29 protein-coding genes and 1 pseudogene are annotated in these 21,950 nt (G+C 64.4%); 15 read left to right on the forward strand and 15 right to left on the reverse strand.

From position 1 onward, the window contains the following. Window positions 1-194 precede the first annotated feature (194 nt). Complete coding sequence (flbT, locus tag J2R78_RS30055; protein ID WP_076825678.1) at window positions 195-626, reverse strand: flagellar biosynthesis repressor FlbT; 432 nt, start codon at window positions 624-626, stop codon at window positions 195-197. Between the two features lie 366 nt (window positions 627-992). Here flbT and J2R78_RS30060 point away from each other — a divergent pair, with 366 nt between their 5' ends. The 3 genes from J2R78_RS30060 (at window position 993) to J2R78_RS30070 (ending at window position 3,129) form a co-directional block, all read left to right on the forward strand. Beyond that, window positions 993-2,162: a flagellin gene (locus J2R78_RS30060; protein ID WP_028337699.1), complete on the forward strand. Its 1,170-nt coding sequence runs from the start codon at window positions 993-995 to the stop codon at window positions 2,160-2,162. A 207-nt stretch (window positions 2,163-2,369) separates the two neighbouring features. Further along, window positions 2,370-2,735, forward strand: a complete 366-nt coding sequence (gene flaF, locus J2R78_RS30065) for a flagellar biosynthesis regulator FlaF (protein WP_016846762.1) — start codon at window positions 2,370-2,372, stop codon at window positions 2,733-2,735. Between the two features lie 28 nt (window positions 2,736-2,763). Beyond that, entirely contained in the window at window positions 2,764-3,129 is a 366-nt protein-coding gene (locus J2R78_RS30070) for a hypothetical protein (RefSeq protein ID WP_016846761.1), read from the forward strand. Window positions 3,130-3,147: 18 nt separating this feature from the next. Here J2R78_RS30070 and J2R78_RS30075 read toward each other — a convergent pair whose 3' ends face one another. From J2R78_RS30075 to J2R78_RS30090, 4 genes are all read right to left on the reverse strand, one after another. Further along, entirely contained in the window at window positions 3,148-3,534 is a 387-nt protein-coding gene (locus tag J2R78_RS30075) for a hypothetical protein (protein ID WP_253607861.1), read from the reverse strand. Between the two features lie 160 nt (window positions 3,535-3,694). Continuing rightward, window positions 3,695-4,198 carry a hypothetical protein gene (locus J2R78_RS30080; RefSeq protein WP_092084913.1) on the reverse strand — a complete coding sequence of 168 codons (504 nt, stop codon included), beginning with the start codon at window positions 4,196-4,198 and terminating at the stop codon, window positions 3,695-3,697. 19 nt (window positions 4,199-4,217) lie between these two features. Next, window positions 4,218-4,574, reverse strand: a complete 357-nt coding sequence (flgJ, locus tag J2R78_RS30085) for a flagellar assembly peptidoglycan hydrolase FlgJ (protein ID WP_375167074.1) — start codon at window positions 4,572-4,574, stop codon at window positions 4,218-4,220. After that, window positions 4,574-5,698, reverse strand: coding sequence for a flagellar basal body P-ring protein FlgI (locus J2R78_RS30090; protein WP_038385504.1), 1,125 nt, complete (start codon window positions 5,696-5,698; stop codon window positions 4,574-4,576). The genes flgJ and J2R78_RS30090 overlap by 1 nt, the downstream gene beginning before the upstream one ends. Before the next feature lie 268 nt (window positions 5,699-5,966). Between J2R78_RS30090 and J2R78_RS30095 the strand changes: the two genes are divergently transcribed. Further along, entirely contained in the window at window positions 5,967-6,380 is a 414-nt protein-coding gene (locus J2R78_RS30095) for a flagellar assembly protein FliX (protein ID WP_173637572.1), read from the forward strand. 51 nt (window positions 6,381-6,431) lie between these two features. On the opposite strand, the gene J2R78_RS30100 is transcribed toward J2R78_RS30095, so the two are convergent. Beyond that, the gene (locus J2R78_RS30100; RefSeq protein ID WP_028337693.1) at window positions 6,432-6,818 is read right to left on the reverse strand and encodes a helix-turn-helix domain-containing protein; all 387 of its coding nucleotides are present in this window, start codon (window positions 6,816-6,818) and stop codon (window positions 6,432-6,434) included. 104 nt (window positions 6,819-6,922) lie between these two features. Here J2R78_RS30100 and J2R78_RS30105 point away from each other — a divergent pair, with 104 nt between their 5' ends. The 3 genes from J2R78_RS30105 to J2R78_RS30115 all read left to right on the forward strand — a co-directional run bounded on the left by J2R78_RS30105 (window position 6,923) and on the right by J2R78_RS30115 (window position 9,154). Continuing rightward, window positions 6,923-7,534 (forward strand): NAD(P)-dependent oxidoreductase, encoded by a 612-nt coding sequence (locus tag J2R78_RS30105; protein ID WP_253607862.1) that lies wholly within the window; start codon window positions 6,923-6,925, stop codon window positions 7,532-7,534. A gap of 209 nt (window positions 7,535-7,743) precedes the next feature. Then, window positions 7,744-8,109, forward strand: coding sequence for an RNA polymerase-binding protein DksA (dksA, locus tag J2R78_RS30110; RefSeq protein WP_170991616.1), 366 nt, complete (start codon window positions 7,744-7,746; stop codon window positions 8,107-8,109). 238 nt (window positions 8,110-8,347) lie between these two features. Continuing rightward, a complete protein-coding gene (locus tag J2R78_RS30115) occupies window positions 8,348-9,154 on the forward strand; it encodes a phytanoyl-CoA dioxygenase (RefSeq protein ID WP_253607863.1) in 807 nt (268 codons plus the stop codon). A 231-nt stretch (window positions 9,155-9,385) separates the two neighbouring features. Here J2R78_RS30115 and J2R78_RS45440 read toward each other — a convergent pair. Beyond that, window positions 9,386-9,767, reverse strand: a pseudogene (locus J2R78_RS45440) (winged helix-turn-helix transcriptional regulator). Window positions 9,768-9,883: 116 nt separating this feature from the next. Between J2R78_RS45440 and J2R78_RS30125 the strand changes: the two are divergent. Together J2R78_RS30125 and J2R78_RS30130 are read left to right on the forward strand one after the other, a co-directional pair. Beyond that, entirely contained in the window at window positions 9,884-10,912 is a 1,029-nt protein-coding gene (locus J2R78_RS30125; protein ID WP_253607864.1) for an aldehyde reductase, read from the forward strand. Between the two features lie 108 nt (window positions 10,913-11,020). After that, on the forward strand, window positions 11,021-11,806 hold the full coding sequence (locus J2R78_RS30130) for a 2-keto-4-pentenoate hydratase (protein WP_253607865.1): 786 nt from the start codon (window positions 11,021-11,023) through the stop codon (window positions 11,804-11,806). A 408-nt stretch (window positions 11,807-12,214) separates the two neighbouring features. Here J2R78_RS30130 and J2R78_RS30135 read toward each other — a convergent pair whose 3' ends face one another. Further along, window positions 12,215-12,967: a carbonic anhydrase gene (locus J2R78_RS30135; RefSeq protein ID WP_253607866.1), complete on the reverse strand. Its 753-nt coding sequence runs from the start codon at window positions 12,965-12,967 to the stop codon at window positions 12,215-12,217. A gap of 774 nt (window positions 12,968-13,741) precedes the next feature. Here J2R78_RS30135 and J2R78_RS30140 point away from each other — a divergent pair. The 5 genes from J2R78_RS30140 (at window position 13,742) to J2R78_RS30160 (ending at window position 15,938) form a co-directional block, all read left to right on the forward strand. Then, window positions 13,742-14,065, forward strand: coding sequence for a helix-turn-helix transcriptional regulator (locus tag J2R78_RS30140; RefSeq protein ID WP_016846748.1), 324 nt, complete (start codon window positions 13,742-13,744; stop codon window positions 14,063-14,065). Continuing rightward, window positions 14,062-14,493 carry an SRPBCC domain-containing protein gene (locus tag J2R78_RS30145; RefSeq protein WP_057018633.1) on the forward strand — a complete coding sequence of 144 codons (432 nt, stop codon included), beginning with the start codon at window positions 14,062-14,064 and terminating at the stop codon, window positions 14,491-14,493. Before J2R78_RS30140 ends, J2R78_RS30145 begins: the two co-directional genes overlap by 4 nt. A gap of 201 nt (window positions 14,494-14,694) precedes the next feature. Then, on the forward strand, window positions 14,695-14,928 hold the full coding sequence (locus J2R78_RS30150; protein WP_076825666.1) for a hypothetical protein: 234 nt from the start codon (window positions 14,695-14,697) through the stop codon (window positions 14,926-14,928). A gap of 46 nt (window positions 14,929-14,974) precedes the next feature. Further along, window positions 14,975-15,406, forward strand: coding sequence for a DUF1801 domain-containing protein (locus J2R78_RS30155; RefSeq protein WP_253607867.1), 432 nt, complete (start codon window positions 14,975-14,977; stop codon window positions 15,404-15,406). Between the two features lie 34 nt (window positions 15,407-15,440). After that, window positions 15,441-15,938, forward strand: coding sequence for a GNAT family N-acetyltransferase (locus tag J2R78_RS30160; protein WP_076825662.1), 498 nt, complete (start codon window positions 15,441-15,443; stop codon window positions 15,936-15,938). A 30-nt stretch (window positions 15,939-15,968) separates the two neighbouring features. Here J2R78_RS30160 and J2R78_RS30165 read toward each other — a convergent pair whose 3' ends face one another. The 7 genes from J2R78_RS30165 to flgF form a co-directional block, all read right to left on the reverse strand. After that, window positions 15,969-16,289 carry a hypothetical protein gene (locus tag J2R78_RS30165; protein ID WP_253607868.1) on the reverse strand — a complete coding sequence of 107 codons (321 nt, stop codon included), beginning with the start codon at window positions 16,287-16,289 and terminating at the stop codon, window positions 15,969-15,971. A gap of 251 nt (window positions 16,290-16,540) precedes the next feature. After that, complete coding sequence (locus J2R78_RS30170; protein ID WP_028337177.1) at window positions 16,541-16,834, reverse strand: hypothetical protein; 294 nt, start codon at window positions 16,832-16,834, stop codon at window positions 16,541-16,543. A gap of 96 nt (window positions 16,835-16,930) precedes the next feature. Beyond that, window positions 16,931-17,263 (reverse strand): hypothetical protein, encoded by a 333-nt coding sequence (locus tag J2R78_RS30175; protein WP_375166679.1) that lies wholly within the window; start codon window positions 17,261-17,263, stop codon window positions 16,931-16,933. Window positions 17,264-17,692: 429 nt separating this feature from the next. Next, a complete protein-coding gene (gene flgH / locus J2R78_RS30180; RefSeq protein WP_028337175.1) occupies window positions 17,693-18,445 on the reverse strand; it encodes a flagellar basal body L-ring protein FlgH in 753 nt (250 codons plus the stop codon). Window positions 18,446-18,450: 5 nt separating this feature from the next. Beyond that, a complete protein-coding gene (gene flgA / locus J2R78_RS30185) occupies window positions 18,451-19,506 on the reverse strand; it encodes a flagellar basal body P-ring formation chaperone FlgA (RefSeq protein WP_253607869.1) in 1,056 nt (351 codons plus the stop codon). A gap of 2 nt (window positions 19,507-19,508) precedes the next feature. Then, entirely contained in the window at window positions 19,509-20,297 is a 789-nt protein-coding gene (flgG, locus tag J2R78_RS30190) for a flagellar basal-body rod protein FlgG (protein WP_028337173.1), read from the reverse strand. Window positions 20,298-20,313: 16 nt separating this feature from the next. Further along, window positions 20,314-21,078 (reverse strand): flagellar basal-body rod protein FlgF, encoded by a 765-nt coding sequence (flgF, locus tag J2R78_RS30195; protein ID WP_057018627.1) that lies wholly within the window; start codon window positions 21,076-21,078, stop codon window positions 20,314-20,316. A gap of 383 nt (window positions 21,079-21,461) precedes the next feature. Between flgF and fliL the strand changes: the two genes are divergently transcribed. Further along, window positions 21,462-21,950 carry a flagellar basal body-associated protein FliL gene (gene fliL / locus J2R78_RS30200; protein WP_225160168.1) on the forward strand — a complete coding sequence of 163 codons (489 nt, stop codon included), beginning with the start codon at window positions 21,462-21,464 and terminating at the stop codon, window positions 21,948-21,950.

The following is a 21,950-nucleotide window of genomic DNA, read 5'->3' on the forward strand; positions in this document are numbered from 1 at the left end:
ACTACGGCGGCAACAGAACAACTCTTGCCGCTTAATCCAGCGAACCGCCGTATACGGACCCGTATGTACGGTGGTGTGGGAGGGGAGGGGCTGCGAGGCTCCCCCCTATCCCGATTGAGGCGAGTGGGGCTAGAGCGTTCTCAAGCGAAGTGGACGCCGGTTCGCGTGAAGAAAACGTGTCCGAACAAGAAGCTCTACGCGCTCTTGCGTGTGTCGTCCCGCTCGGCGTTCTGCTGGTCGCGCGCGGCTTCCAGCAGCTTCTCTTCGTGCGCGATCAGCTTCTTGGATTCCTTCAGCGCGTGATAGAGGTCGCCGTTGAGGATGAAGTTGTTGACGCTTTCGATGAAGGGCCAGGCGCTCGGCATCGCGGTGATGATGTCGCGCACCAGACTGAAATAGGTCGGGTGGTGCGCCATCGGGTCCGGCGACAGATACATCAGCTGCACGGCGAGATAGATCAGCTTTGCCGGCGTGTCCGCGGTCTCGGGCGTCAGGATATCCTTCTCGCGCAGGATCGGGATGCGGTCGCCGTCGATCAGCAGGCGGGCGCGCTGGTCGGTGTTGGTGATCACGCAATTGCCGACGATGATGCGTTCGTTCGGTTTGAGTTCGACCTTCAGGGCCATGACCGTTCTCCTTTGCCTGCAGTCGCGCGATGTCTTCGCTGGCGGAGCGAAGTGGTTCGGCACTGCTTAGCAGCCGCCGTTGCGGGCAGGGGCCGATGCGACAGCGATCCTTTCCCATGATGGTTAATGCTTGGTGAACGAGGGGCGGGCGCTGGCGTCGTTATCTGGCCGGAATTGTCAATCGTCTCAGTAGTTTTCGGGACGAACCTCGCCCAATGGCGACAATTTTATTCTTCGGCCTTTGTCTCAAATGCCGTGCTGGAGATTTCTTTTTCCTTCGCGGCCAGACCGCAGGATCGGCCATCCGCCCGATCAGAAAGGATTGGAGCGGCTTTTTCCTCAGTTTCACACCAGAAAGGTATGAAAATGTCCGATATCATTCTCTCCTCCTCCGTTCGTCAGAACCTCCTCTCCCTCCAATCCACCGCCGATCTGCTCTCCACGACGCAGAACCGCCTTGCCACCGGCAAGAAGGTCAACACGGCGCTCGACAACCCGACCAACTTCTTCACCGCGCAGTCGCTCGACAACCGCGCCAGCGACATCAACAACCTGCTCGATGGCATCGGCAACGGCGTGCAGGTGCTGCAGGCCGCCAACACCGGCATCACCTCGCTGCAGAAGCTGGTCGATACCGCGAAGTCGATCGCCAACCAGGTGCTGCAGAGCCCGACCGGCTACACCACCAGGTCGCAGGTCACCTCGACCGCGGCGCTCGGCGGCACGTCTGCCAACCTCGTCGACGGCACCACGATCAAGAGCGGTGACGTGCTGGCGATCGCGGCTTCGGCCGGCCAACCCGCCTTCAGCTTCACCTTCGGGGCCAGCACGTCGCTGGCGCAGCTGAACACGTCGCTGGCGGCCAGCAACCTCACGGCGAGCCTCGACAGCTCCAACAAGCTTGTCATCACCACGACCAATGACGCGGCGTCCTCGACGATCGGTGCGGTGACCTTCACCAACACCGGCGGCGGCACCGCGACGTTCAGCGCGGCCGGCACGGCGCCGGTTGCCGACCAGGCCTCGCAGTCGGCGCGCGCCGCTCTGGTGACGCAGTACAACAACACCATCGCGCAGATCACGACCACGGCGCAGGACGCCTCGTTCAACGGCATCAACCTGTTGAACGGCGACAGCCTAAAGCTGACCTTCAACGAGACCGGCAAGTCGACGCTCAGCATCACCGGCGTCACCTTCAATGCCAGCGGCCTCGGACTGAAGGCGCTGACCGCCGGCACCGACTTCCTCGACAACAACTCGGCGAACAGCGTCATCTCGTCGCTGAGCTCGGCGAGCTCCGCGTTGCGCAGCGAAGCCTCGACGCTGGGTTCGAACCTGTCGATCGTGCAGATCCGTCAGGACTTCTCGAAGAACCTGATCAACGTGCTGCAGACCGGTTCGTCCAACCTGACGCTGGCCGACACCAACGAGGAAGCGGCCAACAGCCAGGCGCTGTCGACCCGCCAGTCGATCGCGGTCTCCGCGCTGGCGCTCGCCAACCAGAGCCAGCAGAGCGTGCTGCAGCTGCTCCGCTAAACGCGCCGGCAAGTGCTTCGAGAACGGCGGGGGAAACCCCGCCGTTTTCTTTTGTCTCCGGGATATTACGGTGTCTGTCCATGCCGTCAGAACGACGCATTTCGTAACGGCTGCTAACCATATTTAAAGGCGCCGGATGCATAAATATCGGGCGCTAGAATTGCGTCTTCGCGGCTCGAGAAATCCGCATCCCATCGAGGTCATTGAATGTCGAATGCAGCCCAGGCCTACGCTCGTACCTCCACGACGACGGCGTCCCCACGTGAAATCGAAGCGCAGGCGCTGTTGAAGGCCGCGCGGCAGCTGCAGGAAGTCCAGACGAACTGGAACGGTCCCGACAAGGCGCTCGATCACGCGTTGCTGTTCAACCGCCGGCTGTGGTCGATCTTTCTCAGCGCCGCGCAGGGCGACGACAATCCGCAGCCGCTCGAGATTCGCCAGAACATCGCCAATATCGGCGTGTTCGTGATGAAGCAGACCGTCGACATCCAGATGAATCCGGATCCGGCGAAACTGAAGTCGCTGATCGATATCAACTGCAATATCGCCGCCGGCCTCTCGGGTCGCGGCTGATCGATCGATTCCTGACGGAGCCCTCGGCATGGCCGACGTGTTGAGCATCCTGTCGGCCAACTACAAGGCCGCCGGCCTGACGGTCCCGTCGAAGACGCCCTATGTGGCCGTCGATCCGAACCTCTATGAGGGCAGCTGGAGCGGCAAGTACGCCAACAACAAGTCGTTCAACATCTCGGTGTCGAACGTCGATGGCTTCCGCGCCAAGGTCCACTACCAGAGCGACGGCACCAGCAAGTATCAGGACGTGCTGATCAAGGATGGCGGGTTCCGGATCGGCGACACCAAGTTCGCGCTGGTGCAGCAGGGGACGGCGTTGATCGCCAATGTCGTCACCGATCCGGCCACCGGAGCGACCTATCTCGACAAGGCCTACGCCACGCAGAAGACCTGAGCGGTCGTTGCTCCGCGCCTAGGCGCGACGATCGGTGGCGCGCACCCGCGTCGGCGCGTCCTTGCTGAGATCGAGCGCATGGAAATAGGCGCGGCGGCGCAATACGGCTTCTTCCGGAAACTGCCTCACCACCAAATTCGTGCGATTATCGACCACCTGATAGACCACGGCGCGCGCGTCGCGGTCGATGATGACCTGATCGCTGACCGACGGAGCCTGATTTGAAATCGATGCGTTGACGGCGTTGGGATCGATGGTGACGCGCACGCTCGGCTCCGGAGCGGTGACGCTCTGGCTCGCCGGCAGTTCAGTCTTGACCGCCTTCTGCGCCGTATCGCTCGTGGGAGAGACCATCGGCGCCGCGACCGGTGCCCCCACCGGCTTGATGCTGAAATCTGTACTCATGGCAGCCTCGTAGTGCACAGGCACTAGTTTGCTTGAGTCAAATCCCAACCCCTCACGGTCCGCAACTCTACGGGGAACCTCTCAATAGGCTGTTAGAAAACACGCTGAATGCCGCGCTGCCGGGGCGGCGTCGAATTGAGCTAAATTGTAGGCGTAGGCGTCAGAGTGTGCGGCTGATCGCGATCGGCGTCATGTTGCGGGGGCCCGGCGTGGCGCGCTGTCCGCTCGCGGTATAGGTGTTCGGAATGTTGCGGCGCTGCACCTCGGCATTGACGCCGCGCACGATGCCTTCGGAGACGGCGTGCGCGGTTGCAAGCACGGTCAAATTGACCTGCAGCATGGCGCGGAATGTCTCGTGATGACGGCGCAGTGTCGCGAGCAGCTCGGGATCGGTCTGCGACAGCATCTTCTGCATCGATTTCAGATGCTCCACCGCGAGCATGTAGCGCCGCGACAGCTCGGACTTCTGCGGCTCGAGCCGCATGCCCTCGCGGATCTTGCCGGCGCGGACGAACTCGGTCTCCTGTTCGATCACGGCAAGCAGGCCACTCATCACTTCGGTCAGCTCGTTGGCGAGACGCGCGACGTCCGGCGGCGTCGACGTCGCGGACCGCGCGGCGGAGGCGGATGCTACTGGCCGCGGCTGCTGTGGACGCTGGTTCATCGCGCTGCTCCTTGAAACCCTAGCTCTCGTTCGCCTGCTGCAGGATCAGCGAGCGGAACACTTCGTTGGAAATGCCGACGCCGCCGGCCTTGGCGAAATTCTTCGAGTATTCGTCGGTCAGCATCGACCGCCACGCGCCGGTGCCGACGGTGTCGCCGTACGGGCCATCGCCCTTCAGGCCGGTCGTCATCTGCGAGAACATCGAATTGAGGAACATCGATTCGAAATCGGTCGCGGTCGCCTTCGCCTTGGCGGCCTGCTGCGGCGTCACCTTCTTCAACGCGTCCTGCAGCACGGGATCGGGGCGGCCGTTGAACATCGGCATCAACGCCTTGTTCGGCATGCTGCCGGTGGTGCTGTTGATCAGGCTCGCCATCACATCACCTCGATGTCGGCTTCGATCGCGCCGGCGGCCTTGATCGCCTGCAGGATACTGATGAGGTCGCGCGGTCCGATGCCGAGGCCATTGAGGCCGTCGACCAGTTGCTGCAGCGAGACGCCGTCCTTGACCACGGCGAACTTCTTGCCGTCCTCGCTGACGCCGACGCTGGTGCGCGGCGTCACGACTGTCCGGCCGCGCGACAGCGGATTGGGCTGGCTGACCTGCGGACTCTCGGAGATCGAGACGGTGAGATTGCCCTGCGCGACGGCGACGGTGGCGACGCGAACGTCGCGGCCCATCACGATGATGCCGGAGCGCTCGTCGATCACGATCTTCGCCACGAGATCGGGATCGACCTGCAGCTGCTCGATCTCGGTCAGGAAGGCGACGACGTTGCCCTTGAATTCCGTCGGGATCGCAAGCTGCACCGTGGAGGGATCGATCGGCTCGGCGGTCTTGACGCCGAGATAGTCGTTGACCGCAGCGGCGATCCGCTTGGCGGTGGTGAAGTCGGCGTTGCGCAGCGCGAGGCGCACATTGGGCAGGCGGTTGAGCGCGAATTCGATTTCGCGCTCGATGATGGCGCCGTTGGCGATCCGGCCGACGGTCGGCACGCCGCGCACGACGCTGGCGGCGGCACCTTCGGCCGCGAAGCCGGCGACCGCCACCGATCCCTGCGCCACCGCATAGACATTGCCGTCGGCGCCGAGCAGCGGGGTGACGAGCAGGGTGCCGCCCTGCAGGTTCTTGGCATCGCCGAGCGCCGAGACGGTGACGTCCATGCGCGTGCCCTGGGTGCCGAACGCCGGCAGATTGCCGGTCACCATCACGGCGGCGACGTTGCCGGTGCGGATGGTGGCGCCGCGGATGTTGACGCCCATGCGCTCGAGCATCGCCTGCAGCGATTGCTTGGTGAAGGGGATGTTGTTGAGCGTATCGCCGGTGCCGTTGAGGCCGACCACGAGGCCGTAGCCGATCAGCTGGTTCTGGCGCACGCCCTCGATATTGGCGAGATCCTTGATCCGCGACGTCGCGGCCGCCGGCATGACGGAGGCCGCCAGCGCCAGCAACGCGGCGCAGGCCACTCCGAACAGATTTGCGATGCGGATGCCGGGCATCCCGATGCTCCCCTCGAACTGAACTCGCGGATCAAACGACACTCCCATGACGGCGATCCGCCATTAACCATGCGAGCTGCGTGCCACTCCGCTTCGCTTTGGCAATGTGTTGATATATTTATCGAAATTGTCGGAGCGTCGTTTTACTCCGGTTCGCCAGGGAGCGCGAAACTGCCGCGCGGCGGCAGAAATTGCCGGGTCGTTTACGCGCCGTTAACCATAAAACAGCGATGCTCGGCCCATTCAGGCCTGCGGGATCATCACGACGATGCGCATCTACGGACCGAACGGCACCACGCTTGGCACGTCCACCAGCGCCACGCGGCGCACCTCGTCGAGCGGCTTCTCGCTGCCGGATGCGACGACCGCGCAGGAGGAGGTCCGCTCCACCGCAGCGCCGAAGGCCGCCACCAGCCTCGATGCGCTACTCGCATTGCAGGGCGTCGAAGACCCGACCGAGCGCCGCAAGCGCTCGGTGGCCCGCGGCAAGGGCGCGCTCGACGTGCTCGATGCGCTCAAGCTCGGCCTGCTGTCCGGCAATTTCGATTCCTCCACGGTGAACCGGCTGCGTGACGCCGCGGCGAGCCTGAAGGAATCCTCCGGCGACCCCGGCCTCGATGCCGTGCTCGGCGAGATCGAACTGCGCGTCGAGGTCGAGCTCGCCAAGGCTGGGCAATACTAGGCTCCTCCCGATCAACTCACCTGTCCGACGCCGCTGGTGCCTGCAGGTGCCTCAGGCCGCCAGCGCCTTGCGCTGCGCGTCGTAGCGGCGCTGCGCGGCCAGCACGTCCTTCAGATTCCGTTCGGCCCAGTCGCGCAGCGGATCGACGGCTTCGGCGAGCGTCGATCCGAGCGGCGTGATTGAATACTCCACCGTCACCGGCACCGTTGCGATCGCCCGGCGGCGCAGCAGCCCGTCGCGCTCCAGGCTTTTCAGCACCTGCGACAGCATCTTCTGCGAGATGCCTTCGATGGCGCGTCGGAGCTGGTTGAAGCGCATCGGCTCGCTGCGGAGCAGCAGCAGGATCAGCACCGCCCATTTGTCGCCGACCCGGTCGAGGATCTGGCGCGTCGGGCAATTGGCGGCATAGGCGTCCGGCTTGAGGCTCGTGGCTTTCATCGCGGTTACTCCGGCGTGATCAGGTGAGGCGAGAGTGCCTTCTTCACACCTACATCCTTTTCGCTATCTAGTCACCATTGGAAACTATCAATCGGAGACTTGAGATGAAGATCGCCATCGCCGGCGCGTCCGGCCAGGCCGGCTCGCGTATCACCGCGGAACTCGCCCGCCGCGGCCACGCCGTCACCGCCATCGCCCGCAGCCCGGAGAAGATCGCCAGCCTGCCCAATGTCACCGCCCGCAAGGGTGACGCGAACGACCAGGCCGCCCTGGCCGCGCTGTGGGCCGGCCACGATGCCGCGATCAGTTCGATCCATTTCCTGGTCAGCGACCCCGCCAAGCTGATCGGGGCTGCCAAGGCATCCGGGGTCGGCCGCTATCTCGTGGTCGGCGGAGCCGGCAGCCTCGAGGTGGCGACGGGCGTCCGCCTGGTGACCACCCCCAACTTTCCGCCCCAATACAAGGCCGAGGCCTCCAAGGGGGCTGAATTCCTCGACCTGCTGCGCCAGGAGAAGGACCTGAACTGGACCTTTTTGTCGCCCTCGGCGCTGTTCGTGGCCGGCGAGCGGACCGGCAAGTTCCGCCTCGGAACCGACCAGCTTCTGACCGCAGCCGACGGCAAAAGCTCGATCTCGTTCGAGGATTTCGCAGTTGCACTCGCCGACGAAATCGAGCGCCCGGCCCATATCCGCCGGCGTTTCACGGTCGGCTATTGAGGGGCAGGGCCGTCCCCGGGCAGGGCGGATAAGTTTGCCTGTGCAAGGCCTTGGGGGCGGCCCGCCTTTCGCGGTGGCAGATATTGTCTGTCACATGACGTGGCTATATAAGGCGCCGCGCGGAGGAGTTGTGTTCCCTCCGCCTGACAGGGACATGGCTGCCTTTGGAAAAGCTGAAGAACTACCGGCCGACTGAAAAAGAGCCTTTCATGAATGAGCGGCAGCGCGATTATTTCCGCGCCAAGCTGCTGGCCTGGAAGGATGAAATCCTCCGCGAATCGAAGGTCACGTTGCAGACGTTGCAGGAAGAGAACGTCAATCATCCCGACCTCGCGGACCGAGCGTCCTCGGAAACCGACCGCGCGATCGAACTTCGTGCCCGCGACCGTCAGCGCAAGCTGATCTCCAAGATCGACGCGGCGCTCCAGCGCATCGAAGACAACACCTACGGCTATTGCGAAGAGACCGGTGAACCGATCTCGCTGAAGCGGCTCGAAGCCCGCCCGATCGCAACGCTGTCGGTGGAGGCGCAGGAACGCCACGAGAAGCGCGAGAAGGTCTATCGCGACGAATAGTGGCGACGGATCGCCACGGATTGCTGCCGGCGCGTACCGGTTGTACGTTCGCGCCGCCATGATGACACGCACTCTCAGCATCGCTTCGGTGTTTTTGCTGGGCTGATCCCGCTTCCTCCTGGAAGCGCTGAGCGGCCCCACGAGCTTTCGCTCCTGGGATTCCAGTGAAACCGAATGAGCCGGTCAGGTTCCGCGCATCGCGGAGCATCGATGGCTGGCGACAGTTTGAGAGACAATCATGACCCATCGAAACGACGCGCGTGCGCTTGACGGCGCGCAGATCGAGCAATTCATCCAACAGGGCTTTGTCCGGATCGACAGCGCCTTTCCCCGGGAACTCGCCGACCAGGGACGCGCCATCATGTGGCGTGACCTGCCGTGCAGCGGGCACGACCCTGCGACCTGGACGCGCCCGGTGATCCGGCTGCCCGGCTACGGCGGCGCGCCGTTCCGGCAGGCGATCAACACGCCGCTGCTGCACCGGGCGTTCGATCAGATCGCCGGTCCCGGCCGCTGGCGCCCGCGCGACGACATCGGAACCTTTCCGGTGCGCTTCCCGCATCCGGACGATCCCGGCGATGCCGGCTGGCACATCGACGTCAGCTTCCCCGGCGAGGATTGCGACCCCAACGAGCGCAGCGACTTCTCCGCCTGGCGGGCCAATGTCGTCTCGCGCGGCCGGGCGCTGTTGCTGCTGTTCCTGTTCTCCGACGTCGGCGAGGACGACGCGCCGACCCGGATCAGGGTCGGCTCGCATTGGCCGATGGCCCGCTACCTCGCGCCGGCGGGCGAGGCCGGGCGCGCACGCATGGTGCTCGACGATGTCGGCGCCGACTGCGAGGTCGCGCTCGCGACCGGGGAGGCCGGCACGGTCTATCTGTGCCATCCGTTGCTGGTGCATGCCGCGCAGAAGCATCGGGGCACGACACCGCGCTTCATGGCCCAGCCGTCGCTCGCTGCCGGCGAACCGTACCGGCTGGAACGTGCGGACGGCGCGTATTCGCCGGTCGAGATCGCGATCCGGCGCGCACTTGGCATGGGGTGAGGCGCGATGACGCGTGCTCAAGCCTTGCCACGCATTCGCTGCACCTCTCCCGCTTGCGGGGGAGGTCGCATTGCATCGACAGATGCAGTGCGGGTGGGGGCTCTTTCCGCGATGTGATTCGTGGAGATACCCCCACCCTAGGCTCGAGAGCGAGCTTCGCTCGCCTCGGACCCCGCAAGCGGGAGAGGGAATGTAATTCCTATGCCGAAACGGTTTATGGCGAGACGACGTTCAGCTTGCCGCGCTATTGCGGCGCGGGCCGAACGTCTTCGACCATGCCAGCAATTCGCGGAAAGCCGGCGTCAGGCTCCAGGCCGAATCCGTCAGCTCGTATTCGACCTGCAGCGGCTTCTCGGCGAGCACCCTGCGCGCCACCAGGCCGTCGCGCTCGAGCTCGCGCAGCTGCGCAGTCAGCATGCTGGGTGATCGGCGCGAGCGCGCGGCGCAGCGCGCCGAACCGCACACCGCCATTCATCAGCGTGAACAGGATCTCGAGCTTCCATTTCCCCCCGAGCGCATGGATCGCGTGCTTGAATTCGATCAGCACATTGGGGTCGGTGGGGCAGCTCTCGCATTCACCGCCGTCACACATATCGCTGGTATTGTTTTCCATACCGGTCTCGAATTTCATCCTACTTGTCCAAGATCAGATAGTGACCAGATGCGGCCTGTGCAGGGCGGGCAGTGCAATGTTGGGCCCATCCGCCGAACCATGAAGAGGGCAGGGACATGAGCACGGTTTTGGTCACAGGCGGATCGGGATTCATCGGCGTGCATACGATTCTGCAGCTGCTCGCCGACGGGCATGCGGTGCGAACGACGGTGCGCAATCCGGGTCGCAGCAACGACGTGATCGCGATGCTGCGCGAGGGTGGCGCGCTGGCGCCCGAACAGGTCGGCTTCGTCACCGCCGACCTGCTGCGCGACGACGGTTGGCGCGAAGCGGTCACCGGGTGCGACTACGTGCTGCATGTCGCATCACCGCTCGGCGCCCGTGTGCCCGAGGACGAGAACGAGCTGATCGTCCCGGCGCGGGAAGGCACGCTGCGGGTGTTGCGCGCCGCGCGCGACGCCGGCGTCAAGCGCGTGGTCGTGACGTCGTCGTTCGCGGCAATCGGTTACGGCCATCCGCCGCAGGCGGCGCCGTTCAACGAGACCGTATGGTCCAATCTCGATGGCGAGGGCGTGCAGGCCTATCCGAAATCCAAGACGCTGGCCGAGCGCGCCGCCTGGGATTTCGTCGCGCGCGAAGGCAATGGCCTCGAGCTTGCCGTGGTCAACCCCACCGCGGTGTTCGGCCCGGCGCTCGGTGCCGATTTCTCCGAGTCGATCGGCATCATCAAGGCGCTGCTCGACGGCGCGATGCCGGTGGTGCCGCGGATCCATTTCGGGCTCGTCGACGTGCGCGATGTCGCCGACCTGCATCTGCGCGCCATGATGTCGCCCGAGGCCCGCGGTGAGCGCTTCCTGGCGGTCGCCGGCGAGACCATGTCGATCCTCGGGGTCGCCCGGGTGCTGCGCGCAAAGCTCGGCAGCAAGGCGCGGCGCGTGCCGCGGTTCCAGGCGCCGGACTGGATGATGCGGCTCGCCGCACGGCGCAACCCGATGGCCCGTGCCGCGCTGCCGCTGCTCGGCAAGGTGCGCCGCGCGACCAGCGCCAAGGCGCAGCACCTGCTCGGCTGGCGCCCGCGCGGCAATGAGGAGATGATCGTCGCGACCGCCGAGAGCCTGATCCGGCTCGGCCTCGTCAAGGCCTGACGGCGGCTCCCGTGCAGCGTGCTTGCCAGACGCGTCGGCGAGTGCTGAATTGCAGCGAGCAGACGGAGGCGCCACCGCGCCGCCGAGAACACCAGGGAGGCTGCGCAGATGGATCGGGTCCTCGCGGCCGCAAAGGCGATTGCCAGCGCGCGCCGCAGCCGGGCGCCGCTCAAGGCGCTTCCGAAGGACGTGGTGCCGCGCGACGAGGCCGAAGGCTATCAGGTGCAGTACGCGCTGCACGCTCTGATGCAGCCACACGTCGGCAGCCTCGTCGGCTACAAGATCGGCTGCACCAGCGCGGTGATGCAGGAATATATCAACATCCCGCACCCCTGCGTCGGTGGCGTGTTCGAGAAGGTCGTGCATGACAGTGGCGTGCGGCTGCCGGCGGCCGAGTTCGTCCATGTCGGCGTCGAGTGCGAGATCGCGGTGCGGCTCGCCCGCAATCTCGCTCCCAGCGAGGCGCCGTTTACCGCCGAATGGGTCGCGGAAGCGATCGATGCCTACTATCCCGCGATCGAGATCGTCGACGACCGCTACGTCAAATGGGAGACATTGGGCGCGCCGACGCTGATTGCCGACGACTTCTTCGCCGCCGGTTGTGTGCTCGGGGAGGAGGTGCCGCGCATCACCGTGCCCGATCTGCGCGCGGTCGCGGGACGCGCGATCGTCAACGGCAAGGAAGAAGGCCGCGGCACCGGCGCCGACGTGCTCGGGCATCCCCACAACGCGCTCGCCTGGCTCGCCAATCATCTCGCCACTGAGGGCCGTGGCCTGCATGCCGGCCAGATCGTGCTGACCGGCAGCCTGGTCAAGACGGTGTGGCTGAACGCGGGCGACACGGTCGTGATGGAGCTCGACGGTCTCGGCAACGTGGAAGCGGCGTTTACGTGAGGTGACGTTGTGCGAGCCTGCCTCCACATAAGGACGTCGTCCCTGCGAAAGCAGGGACCCATAACCACAAATGCTGATTGTTGCGCGGCGCGGGAGCGACGAGCGCGGTTCGCGACAGCCGCTGCGGGGTATGGGTCCCTGCTTTCGCACTAGGGCATTTACACATCTCTTCGAGGCTAGAAAACCGACTCATCATCAAGGGGTTAGCTACTAGGCGAGAGCCGAAATCGGCGGGCGCAACCCTAGTGCAGATGAGTAAGTTCTCTGCGGTTTTCGGCCAACTCTTTGAGAAGACTCCGGAAAGACTGCGGAGGATATGTATATACGCTAGTGCTTTCGCAGGGACGACACCGAGTGTGCAGCGCGACCTTGCGACCTTGACCTGACTTTACTGAATTCACCTGACTTTCAAGTCGTCGGCCGCTTGGCGTCCGTGACGAGCTCGACCTTGCCGTCGGTCAGCCGATAGACCGCGCCGACCACCCTGAGCTTGCCCTGATCGACCGCGGCGCTAAGGATCGGCGTCGCCGATTTCAGCTTCGCGACGTTGTCGATGACGTTCTGCCTGATGGCGTTGGCGAGCCGGTCGCCTCCCTTGCCCTCGGTCGCCTTCACCGCCGGTGCGATCGCATTGACCAGCGAGGGCAGATGGCCGGGCAGGGTGGTGTTGTCCTTCAGCGACTTGATGGCGGCGTCGACCGCCCCACAACTGTCGTGGCCGAGCACCATGAATAGCGGCACGTTCAGCACGGCCGATGCATATTCAAGGCTCGCGATGGTCTCGTCGCTGGCGAAATTGCCGGCGATGCGGCAGACGAACAGATCGCCGCGGCCGGTGTCGAAGGCGTATTCCGGTGCGATGCGGGAGTCCGCGCAACTCAGGATGCCGGCGAACGGATTCTGTCCGCCGGCCAGCGCCTCGCGCTCGTGCTTGAAATCATGCCGCCGCGAGACGCCTTCGACATAGCGGAGATTGCCCTTCACCAGCCGCTCCAGCGCCGCGTCCGGCGCCAGCACATTCTGCGGCTTCGGCGGCGATTTGGTTTCCTTGGCGGAAACCGGCGGTGCAAGGGCGAGACTGGCTGCGGTGCAGGCCGCGGCAGCGAGGAAGCGGCGCCGGGAGGTCTGGGTGGGAGCTGTGATTTCGCAAAGCTGGCACATCAAAAATCTCCGTAAAATTATCCGGGAATAGCAATCGCGTCCGTGCAAAGGTTGTAGATCATGCGCAGTGCCACCGCAACGACACGGTTTCATGCTCGGTCCCTGCTCCCATGTGCAATTGCGCACTAGGCAGGGATGACGGTGAGGACGAGTCGCAATTCAAGATGTCAAACAGCGCGGTGTGATGACCCGCTAAAGCGAAAGCGGGTGATCCAGTATTGCAGAGACGGCTGTGCTTGATCCGAGAGGCCGCGGCGTACTGGATCGCCCGGTCCCGTCTTCGCCAAGGCTTCGACGAGGCCACGCATCCTTGGCGCGCCGAAGCTTCAGCGGAGGCGGCGAGCCGGGTGATAACAGAGCGGATTCCACACACACGATCGTCGTCCTGGCGAATGCCAGGACCCACCACCGCACCTGATGATGAACGGGATCGTGGCCCCAGCATCGCGCAACAACTCTCATTTGGGGTAATGGGTCCTGGCTTTCGCCAGGACGACATTGAATGTGTTGCGCGCGTTGTGAGTCAAACTTCCGCGTTCTCGCGACATGATTTGCCCGAGCTTTGCTCTTCGTTCCGCCCGGATTTGCCCGACGGGCCGATCGCCGCCACCGGATAACCTGCGGGTTATGAAAGGCGCGGGCGGTCTTGTTGTGCCATCGAGCCGGAAAGCCTCAGGTGGCGCGGCCGCTGTCGAGCCGCCGAAGTTTGCGGTTGACTTATCCATAGCTGGATGGTTATACGTTAATCCATAACCAATGGGTTATTGATCGCAAATGCCAGACGCTCACGACATCCTGTTTCGAACCCTCGCAGACCCGACCCGCCGGGCCATCTTCGAGCGCCTGTGCCGCGAGGGCGAGCAGACCGTCGGCGCGCTGACGGCCCGCGCCAGGATCTCGCAGCCGGCGGTGTCGAAGCATCTCGGCGTGCTGAAGCAGGCCGGGCTGGTGCGCGACCGCCATGAAGGCAGGCAGACCCATTACAGCGCGCAACTCGGCGCGCTGGCGCCGCTGATCGACTGGACCAGCCAGATGGCGGGCTTCTGGCAGAACCGGTTCGACCACCTCGAAGATCTCCTCAAAAGGATGGACCAATGAACAAGACCACCGCTGAAACGCGTTCCGCGATCGTCGAGCGTGAATTTCCTCATCCGCCGGAAAAGCTCTGGCGCGCGCTGACCCAACCGCATCTGATGGAGGAGTGGCTGATGAAGAACGACTTCAAGCCCGAGGTCGGGCACAGCTTCAACCTGCGCGGCGAGTGGGGCGGCGTGCTGGACTGCAAGGTGCTCGCTGTGGAGCCGCACAGGACGCTGTCCTACACCTGGAATTTCGTGCATGCGGATGCCGCCTACAATCTCGAGAGCGTTGTGGTCTTCACGCTGACGCCGACGGCGACCGGCACCCATCTGCGCGTCGAGCAGTCCGGCTTCCAGCCGCATCAGAAGCAGGCCTATGGCGGCGCTCATGCCGGATGGAAGCAGTTCCTCGAGAATCTCGATCAGCTGATGGCGCGGCAAGGTTGACGGCCTCTCTCTCTCTCGTCATTGCGAGCCAACGGGTCGGCGCATAGCGCCGCCCGATGACAGGCTCCGCGAAGCAATCCATCGTGCCGCATACACGGATAGATGGATTGCTTCGTCGCTTCAGCGCAAAATTGCTCTGCAATTTTGTCGGGAGCTCCTCGCAATGACGCTGGATCATTCACTCACCAACAGGAGGTCACATTGAACTGGAACAACTGGATCCGGCAATCGCACCGCTGGCTCTCGATCGCCTTCACGGTCGCCGTCATCATCAACATCGTCGCCATGGTCCTGCAGCAGCAGGCGGTCTGGATCGGCTTGCTAGCGCTGTTCCCGCTGATCTTCATGCTGCTCAGCGGCCTTTATCTGTTCGCGTTGCCATATCTGTCGCCGCGGCGTCAGCATGGGGGATCGACGTCCGCGTCCCAAGTGTGATTGCATGACGTGACGACTTGGGGCGGATGAGGCGCGAGAGACAGCAATGACGGCATCGGAACGTATCGACCAGATGATCGAGGACCTCACCGACTGGCGCGGCAAGACGCTCGCCAGCCTGCGCAAGAGCATCCTCGCCGCCGATCCTGAGATCATCGAGGAGTGGAAGTGGATGGGCAGCCCGGTGTGGTCGCGCGACGGCATCATTGCGGTCGGCAACGCCCACAAGGGCAAGGTCAAGCTGACCTTCATGTATGGCGCGCAGCTGCCCGACCCCGACAAGCTGTTCAACACCGGCTTCGAGGGCAATGCGCGGCGCGCGATCGATCTGTTCGAGGGCGACAAGATCAACGCCCCTGCGCTGAAGACGCTCATTCGTGCTGCGATCGAACTCAACCAGGCCAAATCCAGGAAATCTGCGAAGAAGCCGGCAAAGAAGGCCGCGGGTACCCGCGCGACCGCAAAGAAGAAGGCGTGAGCTGCGCCGCCATGGTGCTCGCGATCCATCCGCGATGATCAAGACCAGGCTCGCCACATTGTCCGATGCGGACGCCATCTCCGCGCTGTTGACGGCCAACAACGGGGAGCACGGTGGCATGCTGCTCGGGCAATGGCCGCGCGACGTGATCGAGACGCGCATTGCAAGCGGGCAATCGATCGTCGTCGCGACCGACGATGAGGGCAGACTGCTCGGCGCGCTCCTGACGTCGGAGAAGGGATATGGCGAGGCGCCGCCGGTGCAGGCCATGCTGAAGGCCTGGCCGGGGCGGGCAGATGCGTATGTTTATGGTCCGGTGTGCGTCTCGCGGGACGCGCGCGGCCTTGGCGTGCTGGATGCGTTGTACGCGAAGCTTCAGGCGACGTTCCCCGGCCGCGAGGCAATCCTGTTCATCAGGGAAGACAACCCGCGTTCGCTCAAGGCGCATCTGCGGCTCGGCATGCGCGAGGTCGCGCGATACGACTTCGGCGGCAAGGTCTTCATTGTCCTGAGCGACAGGCCCGACGCGTGAATGCGGCCGTCGCGCTCCCGCGCAGGCAAGCTACGCCGAGATGTCGACCGCCTGGCCGGCCTTGCCGGCGTTCTTCTGGAACGCCTGCTCGATCAGCTCCTTGATCTTCTGCTCGACCGCGGCGCGCTGATCCGGCGTCATGTTCTTGAGATCTTCTTCCGACATGCCCATGCTTTTGAGGATGTTCGCGCGCATCCGGTCCATCGGGCTGATCTGCGCATATTTGAGAAACTTCTGCTCGACGGTGTCGCCGAGCGAGCTGCCGCCGGTGGCGTCGGCGGTCAGCGGTTTCTTCAATGTGCCAGTCGTCATGCTGGCGGTGACCGATCCAAGGGCCGAGATCGACGTCATCTGCGCGCGCAGTCCCCATTGCAATGCTGCAATCGTGGAGCAAATGGCGTGCCATCCGTTGCAGCCGTGATTTCAACGGGATCGCGACGCCGCCACGCGCGCACGACGCGCAGCCGGCAGCTTCTGCCGGGCGAAGTTTGCCGGTTGCGGCCTTCAGGCTATGGTATGCACGATCACTGGACCCGCAACCCGGTTGCGGCCGTTATGCCTTGGTATGCACGATCACCGGACCCGCAACCCGGTTGCGGCCGTTATGCCTTGGTATGCACGATCACTGGACCCGCAACCGCGGTGGCCTGGCCGACCAGCAATGGGCCGAGATTGTCATCGATCCAGGCCAGCGCGCGGCGGTTGGCCTCTTCGGCGCCGGCATGGTTGTTGAAGACGCTGATCGCGGTGACGGTATCGTCGCCGGCATAGACCACGTAATAGGCCATGAAGCCTTCAACGTCGCTGATGATCGGGATTGCGCCTTCCTTGATCCGGCGCGCGAGTTCCTCGGCGCTACCGGTCTTCGCCTTGGCGTGACGGATGGCGGCATACATGCGTTCCTCCTTCCGGCTGCATCGATCGGGCTGCGCTTCGCGCATGCGCGATCGTACGCCGGACCGGGTGGCGACGCCATCGGGATTGCGGACGGATTAGCTGAAACGCCTGCTCACGACCGTCGTGCGCCGGCCGGGGAGCTTCGGCAGCCTCGCCACACCCGCGCGCGTTGTCGTGGTCCTTGGGCCGGGGGCGGGCTCCGGCTCCTGTTGCTGCAGAAACAGCGTGGCTTCGAACAGCACGCCGGGAGCCTGCTTGGCCGTACCCGAGCACACCGCCCGATTGCCGTTGAACGAGCCGGTCAGCTGCGCCTCGACCTCGTCGCATCCGAACACGGTGGTGAACGGGCCGTCGGCATAGCGGTGCGTCGTCAGCGTCGCCGTGAAGCGGTCCTGATCGAGCTGATAGGTGCCGCCATAAATGAACATGGCGTCGCCGCCCGAGATCCTGCCATTTGCAAGCTGGACTATTCCGGTGCCTTCGCCCCGCGGCGTCCGGAACCACGCCGCATATCGTCCGTCTCTTTGCATGACCGTCATACAAACAGAAAACCCTGCGTTGTCGTCTCCCTACGTTGCAAGCGCCGGGACTTCTACTGTGCGCTGCTGCGAGGGTTAACGAACCGACAAGGCGATGGCGCGACTTTCGTGAAGCGGTATCGGACTGGTGCGCGGCGATCGCGCCGGCGCACGCCACCGGTCACAAAAAACCACGACCCTCGCCAGGGGAGCTAGCGAGGGCCGTGTTGGTACACCGCGCCGCGCCTAGGTTCGCGACGAGATGTGGGAGCTCGTAAAGGTCCTACTCAGGCATGATCCGTTTCCGAAAACCGGTTTCCGCTTTGCGGGATCATGCCGTTAGAAGGGCAGCAGCACGTCGAGAACCTGCTGGCCGTAGCGCGGCTGTTGCACGTCGGTGATCTGGCCGCGGCCGCCATAGGCGATGCGGGCCTGGGCGATCTTCGAGGAATCGATGGTGTTGTCGCTCTGGATGTCCTCCGGGCGCACGATGCCGGCCACGATCAGCTCGCGGATTTCGAAGTTGACCCGGATCTCCTGCTTGCCTTCGACCACGAGGTTGCCGTTCGGCAGCACCTGGGTGACGACCGCGGCGACGTTGGTCTGCAACGCTTCCTGGCGGTTGACCGAGCCCTTGCCGTCGCTGGAGGCCGTGGAGTCGGCGGTCAGGATGCGGCCGGGCAGGATCTTGTTCGGCTGCGTGATGGTCTGCGAGCCCAGGAAGTTGGTGACGCCCGAATCCTCGGAGTTGGTACGGCTGCGCTGGGTCTCGTTGGCGATCGCGGCCTTGTCGGTGAAGTTCACCGTGATGGTCAGGATGTCGCCGACGCGCGCGGCGCGCTGGTCCTTGAAGAAGGCGCGGGAGCCGCTGCGCCACAGCGAGTTCGGACTGTAGGAGGCGACCTCGGGCTTCGGCATCGGCATCTGCACCGGCTTGTAGCCGGGCTGGGTGGTCGGATTGTCGATCGACGACAGCTTCGGCTGCTCGCCGATCTGGGAGAGACGGTCGATCGACGAGCAACCGCTGGCGATCGTTCCGAGCGCGAGCAGCGCACCGGTCAGGACGAGGCGGTTGATGCGGTACTGGGACATGAACTTTACTCGGCGTTTGGTGCGACTGAACTCAGCTTGACGGAAGCGGAATTGGATTCGGTGGCGTCGGCGGTCGGCGCCGGGCGCGGGGTCGCGACCGAGATCGAGACCTCGCCGCGGCCGGTGACGACGCCGGAGACGGCACGCTTGGACTGCAGATTCATCACGCTGACGGTGTCGCCCTCGGCGCCGCCATCCATCGCCTTGCCGCGGATCGTCAGGTAAAGGCCGGCAGTGCGATAGATCAGCGTGACGTTCTGGTCGCGGGTGACGAGATCGGGCTTGGCGAGGTCGGCGACCCGCAGCGCCTGGCCGGGGCGGAGTTGGCGGCGGACCTGCATGCCGACGGCGCTGTCGCGCACCGCCGCGTCGTTGCCGATCTCGGTTTTCGGACGGCGCTCGACGATCACGTCGGAGGCCTTCAGCACGTCGCCGCGCTCGACATTGCGCGTCAGCACGGCGGCCTCGATGGTTTCGATCGCGGTTCCGGTGAAGCGCAGCTTCGACGGCGCGGCGCCGGCGTCGTTGCCGATCTCGAAGGTCAGGTCGAAACGCGTCGAGCGCGGGTCGTAGCGCACGGCGATCGGCTGCATCGCGCCGGTATTGGTCGCCTCGAGGCGGATGTCGCCGGGATCGCGGTCGAAGGTCAGCGCGATGTTGCCGGCCCTGCCGAGCCCGTGGCGGCCCTCCAGCGCGCGCGACACCTGCTGCTCGATCTCCCTGCTGTCGATGGTGCGCGCCAGCCGGGTGACGGTGATCTCCTTCAGCTCGCGGGTGTCGACGCCGATCACCTGGTGCGAGCGCAACACGTTGAGCACTTGCGCGACCGGCAGCGTGCCTGTCGTGCCGAGGTCCGGCGCGCGGTAGACCGCGACGCTGCCGGCGCTGCCGGCATTGTCGATGAGGTCGCCGACCCGCACGATGTCGTCGGCGACCGTGATGCTGGCGCGCAGCGTCGGCACCGCGATGGTCTCGCGGCGGCTTTGCGCGGCAGCCGAAGTCATCGAGGCTGCAAGAAGCGCGGCTGCGATCAGGAATGAGCGGGCGATCATCGACATCATCCTCAGCGGAACAGGTTGGAGGTCGACTGCATCATCTGGTCGGCGGCGGAGACCACCTTCGAGTTCATCTCATAGGCGCGCTGCGCGGCGATCAGGTCCGAGATTTCCGAGACCACCTCGACATTGGCCTGTTCGAGGTTGCTCTGCTGCATGTCGCCATAGCCGTCGGTGTTGGCGGTGCCGTCCTGCGGCTGGCCCGAGGCCGGCGTTTCCTGGAACAGGTTGTCGCCGATCGGCATCAGGCCGGCCTTGTTGATGAAGCGGGTCAGGCCGATCTGGCCGATGTTGGTCGATGCGGTCTGACCCGGCAGCGTCACCGAGACCTGGCCCTGCGCATTGATGGTGAGGCCGGATGCGTTCTGCGGGATCGTGATCGTCGGCTGCAGCAAATTGCCCTGCGCGTTGACGATGCGGCCCTGATTGTCCATCTGGAACGAGCCGTCGCGGGTGTAGGTGAAGGTGCCGTCCGGCATCAGGATCTTGAAGAAGCCTTCGCCGCGGATCGCGATGTCGAGATCGTTGCCGGTCGGCGACAGCGTGCCCTGGGTCATCATGCGCGGCGTGCCGACGGTCTTGACGCCGCCGCCGAGGTCGATGCCCATCGGCATGATGGTGTTCTGGTCGGAGGCCTGCGCACCGACCCGACGCACATGGTCGTAGATCAGGTCCTGGAACGCGGCGCGCTGCTTCTTGTAGCCGGTGGTGCGCAGGTTCGCGATGTTGTTGGAGATCACCTGAACGCTGAGTTCTTGTGCCGCCATTCCGGTCGCAGCTGTATAAAGTGCGCGCATCGGTCAATCCCTCGGATCAGTTCGGCACGTCGGCGAGCTTCTCGATCGCCGATTTGTGCAGGTCGCTCTGCTGCTGCAGCAGCGAGGCGATTTGGGTGTAGGTCCGCGTGATCTCGATCATGCGGCTCATCTCGACGACGGAATTGACGTTCGACTTCTCGATGAAGCCCTGGCGGATCTGGGCCTTGGTGTCCGGCAGCGCCTGCGTGCCTTCGCCCGGCGCGTAGAGGTTGGAGCCTTCCTTCAGCAGGCGCTGGGCCTGCGCGAACGAGACGAGGCGCAGCTTGCCGCGGATCGAGTCGAGTCGGGAGGTGCCCTCGAGCACGGTGATGTTGCCGTCGGCGGCGATCGAGACGTCGTGGTCGGTCTGCTGGAAGGTGATCGGGCCGGCGGTGCCGAGCACCTGATAGCCCGAGGCGGTGACCAGCTGGCCGCGATTGTTGATCTGCAGGCTGCCTTCGCGGGTATAGCGCTCGCCACCCGGCGTCTGCACCACCAGAAAGGCATTGCCGTCGATCGCGACGTCGAGCGGGTTCTTGGTCTCTTCGGTCGGGCCCTGCGCGAAATCGTGGAAGGTCGCGCGGTCCTGCACGAAGGAGACGCGGCGGTCGGACGAGGCGAAATTGTCCTCATGCGCGTTCGAGGACAGATATTCCTGGAACAGCGACCGGTCGGCCTTGTAGCCGTTGGTGTTCATGTTCGCGATGTTGTTGGAGACGACATCCATCTGCCGTTCCAGCACCATCTGCTTCGATAGGCCGACCAGAAGCGTATTCTGCATCGGTGGTTCTCCCCCTGTGAGGCGATCCGAATGCAGGTTCTCCCAAACCTTCACGCCGGACCCGTCGGTAACCATTGGGTTCTCCCAAACCCGCGGGTTACGCCGTCCTCTCAGCGAAAGCCGTGCCAACTTGGAATAGTGTGTTATTTGAATGGTTTAGTTGTTTTATCGGGTGTGGCCCGGGGCGGCAGAAAGGTCTTGTTGACCATGTTTGCCCGGCAGTTTTTTCCTAGTGGATGGTAAATCCTAAGCTTCCGTTAACCATTATGACCCCAGTGTTGCCGGCATTGGGGCGCGTGTGCGCCGGCGGCATTTGTATCGCGTCTTCAGGCCAAGGCTGGGGCAAATCGCGTTCGCATCCTTCAGAGTGAAGCGGGCGGACGATGGCGGACGAGGAAAAGACGGACAGCGGCGAGGGCGCGGCCGCTCCGAAGAAGGGCAAGCTCAAGCTGATCATTGCCGTCGTCGGCTTCCTCGTCGTGCTCGGCGCGGGCGCCGGCGGCTGGTTCGTCTTCATGCGCGGCCACGGCGAGGAGCAGCACGCCGAAGCGCCGCCGCCGAAGCCGCCGAGCTTCGTCGACGTGCCGGACATGCTGGTCAATCTGGTCGGCGCGCCCGGCGAGCGCGTGCAATATCTCAAGCTGAAGCTCGTGCTCGAGGTCAAGGAAGAGAAGCAGGTCGAGGCGATCAAGCCGGCGCTGCCGCGCGTCACCGACCTGTTCCAGACCTACATGCGCGAGCTGCGCCCGAGCGACCTCAACGGCTCGGCCGGCCTGTTCCGCCTCAAGGAAGAACTGACCAAGCGCGTCAACCTTGCGCTGGCACCTAACCAGGTCAACGCGGTGCTGTTCAAGGAAGTCGTGATCCAGTGA

Origin of the sequence: Bradyrhizobium sp. USDA 4538, from assembly GCF_024171045.1 — a bacterium.
Classification (GTDB): domain Bacteria; phylum Pseudomonadota; class Alphaproteobacteria; order Rhizobiales; family Xanthobacteraceae; genus Bradyrhizobium; species Bradyrhizobium australafricanum.

Excerpts from the sequence above, each read along its gene's own strand:
- flbT (WP_076825678.1), bottom strand. The coding sequence starts at position 626 with ATGGCCCTGAAGGTCGAACTCAAACCGAACGAACGCATCATCGTCGGC.
- J2R78_RS30060 (WP_028337699.1), top strand. The coding sequence starts at position 993 with ATGTCCGATATCATTCTCTCCTCCTCCGTTCGTCAGAACCTCCTCTCC.
- flaF (WP_016846762.1), top strand. The coding sequence starts at position 2,370 with ATGTCGAATGCAGCCCAGGCCTACGCTCGTACCTCCACGACGACGGCG.
- J2R78_RS30070 (WP_016846761.1), top strand. The coding sequence starts at position 2,764 with ATGGCCGACGTGTTGAGCATCCTGTCGGCCAACTACAAGGCCGCCGGC.
- J2R78_RS30075 (WP_253607861.1), bottom strand. The coding sequence starts at position 3,534 with ATGAGTACAGATTTCAGCATCAAGCCGGTGGGGGCACCGGTCGCGGCG.
- J2R78_RS30080 (WP_092084913.1), bottom strand. The coding sequence starts at position 4,198 with ATGAACCAGCGTCCACAGCAGCCGCGGCCAGTAGCATCCGCCTCCGCC.
- flgJ (WP_375167074.1), bottom strand. The coding sequence starts at position 4,574 with ATGGCGAGCCTGATCAACAGCACCACCGGCAGCATGCCGAACAAGGCG.
- J2R78_RS30090 (WP_038385504.1), bottom strand. The coding sequence starts at position 5,698 with ATGCCCGGCATCCGCATCGCAAATCTGTTCGGAGTGGCCTGCGCCGCG.
- J2R78_RS30095 (WP_173637572.1), top strand. The coding sequence starts at position 5,967 with ATGCGCATCTACGGACCGAACGGCACCACGCTTGGCACGTCCACCAGC.
- J2R78_RS30100 (WP_028337693.1), bottom strand. The coding sequence starts at position 6,818 with ATGAAAGCCACGAGCCTCAAGCCGGACGCCTATGCCGCCAATTGCCCG.
- J2R78_RS30105 (WP_253607862.1), top strand. The coding sequence starts at position 6,923 with ATGAAGATCGCCATCGCCGGCGCGTCCGGCCAGGCCGGCTCGCGTATC.
- dksA (WP_170991616.1), top strand. The coding sequence starts at position 7,744 with ATGAATGAGCGGCAGCGCGATTATTTCCGCGCCAAGCTGCTGGCCTGG.
- J2R78_RS30115 (WP_253607863.1), top strand. The coding sequence starts at position 8,348 with ATGACCCATCGAAACGACGCGCGTGCGCTTGACGGCGCGCAGATCGAG.
- J2R78_RS30125 (WP_253607864.1), top strand. The coding sequence starts at position 9,884 with ATGAGCACGGTTTTGGTCACAGGCGGATCGGGATTCATCGGCGTGCAT.
- J2R78_RS30130 (WP_253607865.1), top strand. The coding sequence starts at position 11,021 with ATGGATCGGGTCCTCGCGGCCGCAAAGGCGATTGCCAGCGCGCGCCGC.
- J2R78_RS30135 (WP_253607866.1), bottom strand. The coding sequence starts at position 12,967 with ATGTGCCAGCTTTGCGAAATCACAGCTCCCACCCAGACCTCCCGGCGC.
- J2R78_RS30140 (WP_016846748.1), top strand. The coding sequence starts at position 13,742 with ATGCCAGACGCTCACGACATCCTGTTTCGAACCCTCGCAGACCCGACC.
- J2R78_RS30145 (WP_057018633.1), top strand. The coding sequence starts at position 14,062 with ATGAACAAGACCACCGCTGAAACGCGTTCCGCGATCGTCGAGCGTGAA.
- J2R78_RS30155 (WP_253607867.1), top strand. The coding sequence starts at position 14,975 with ATGACGGCATCGGAACGTATCGACCAGATGATCGAGGACCTCACCGAC.
- J2R78_RS30160 (WP_076825662.1), top strand. The coding sequence starts at position 15,441 with ATGATCAAGACCAGGCTCGCCACATTGTCCGATGCGGACGCCATCTCC.
- J2R78_RS30165 (WP_253607868.1), bottom strand. The coding sequence starts at position 16,289 with ATGACGTCGATCTCGGCCCTTGGATCGGTCACCGCCAGCATGACGACT.
- J2R78_RS30170 (WP_028337177.1), bottom strand. The coding sequence starts at position 16,834 with ATGTATGCCGCCATCCGTCACGCCAAGGCGAAGACCGGTAGCGCCGAG.
- J2R78_RS30175 (WP_375166679.1), bottom strand. The coding sequence starts at position 17,263 with ATGTTCATTTATGGCGGCACCTATCAGCTCGATCAGGACCGCTTCACG.
- flgH (WP_028337175.1), bottom strand. The coding sequence starts at position 18,445 with ATGTCCCAGTACCGCATCAACCGCCTCGTCCTGACCGGTGCGCTGCTC.
- flgA (WP_253607869.1), bottom strand. The coding sequence starts at position 19,506 with ATGATGTCGATGATCGCCCGCTCATTCCTGATCGCAGCCGCGCTTCTT.
- flgG (WP_028337173.1), bottom strand. The coding sequence starts at position 20,297 with ATGCGCGCACTTTATACAGCTGCGACCGGAATGGCGGCACAAGAACTC.
- flgF (WP_057018627.1), bottom strand. The coding sequence starts at position 21,078 with ATGCAGAATACGCTTCTGGTCGGCCTATCGAAGCAGATGGTGCTGGAA.
- fliL (WP_225160168.1), top strand. The coding sequence starts at position 21,462 with ATGGCGGACGAGGAAAAGACGGACAGCGGCGAGGGCGCGGCCGCTCCG.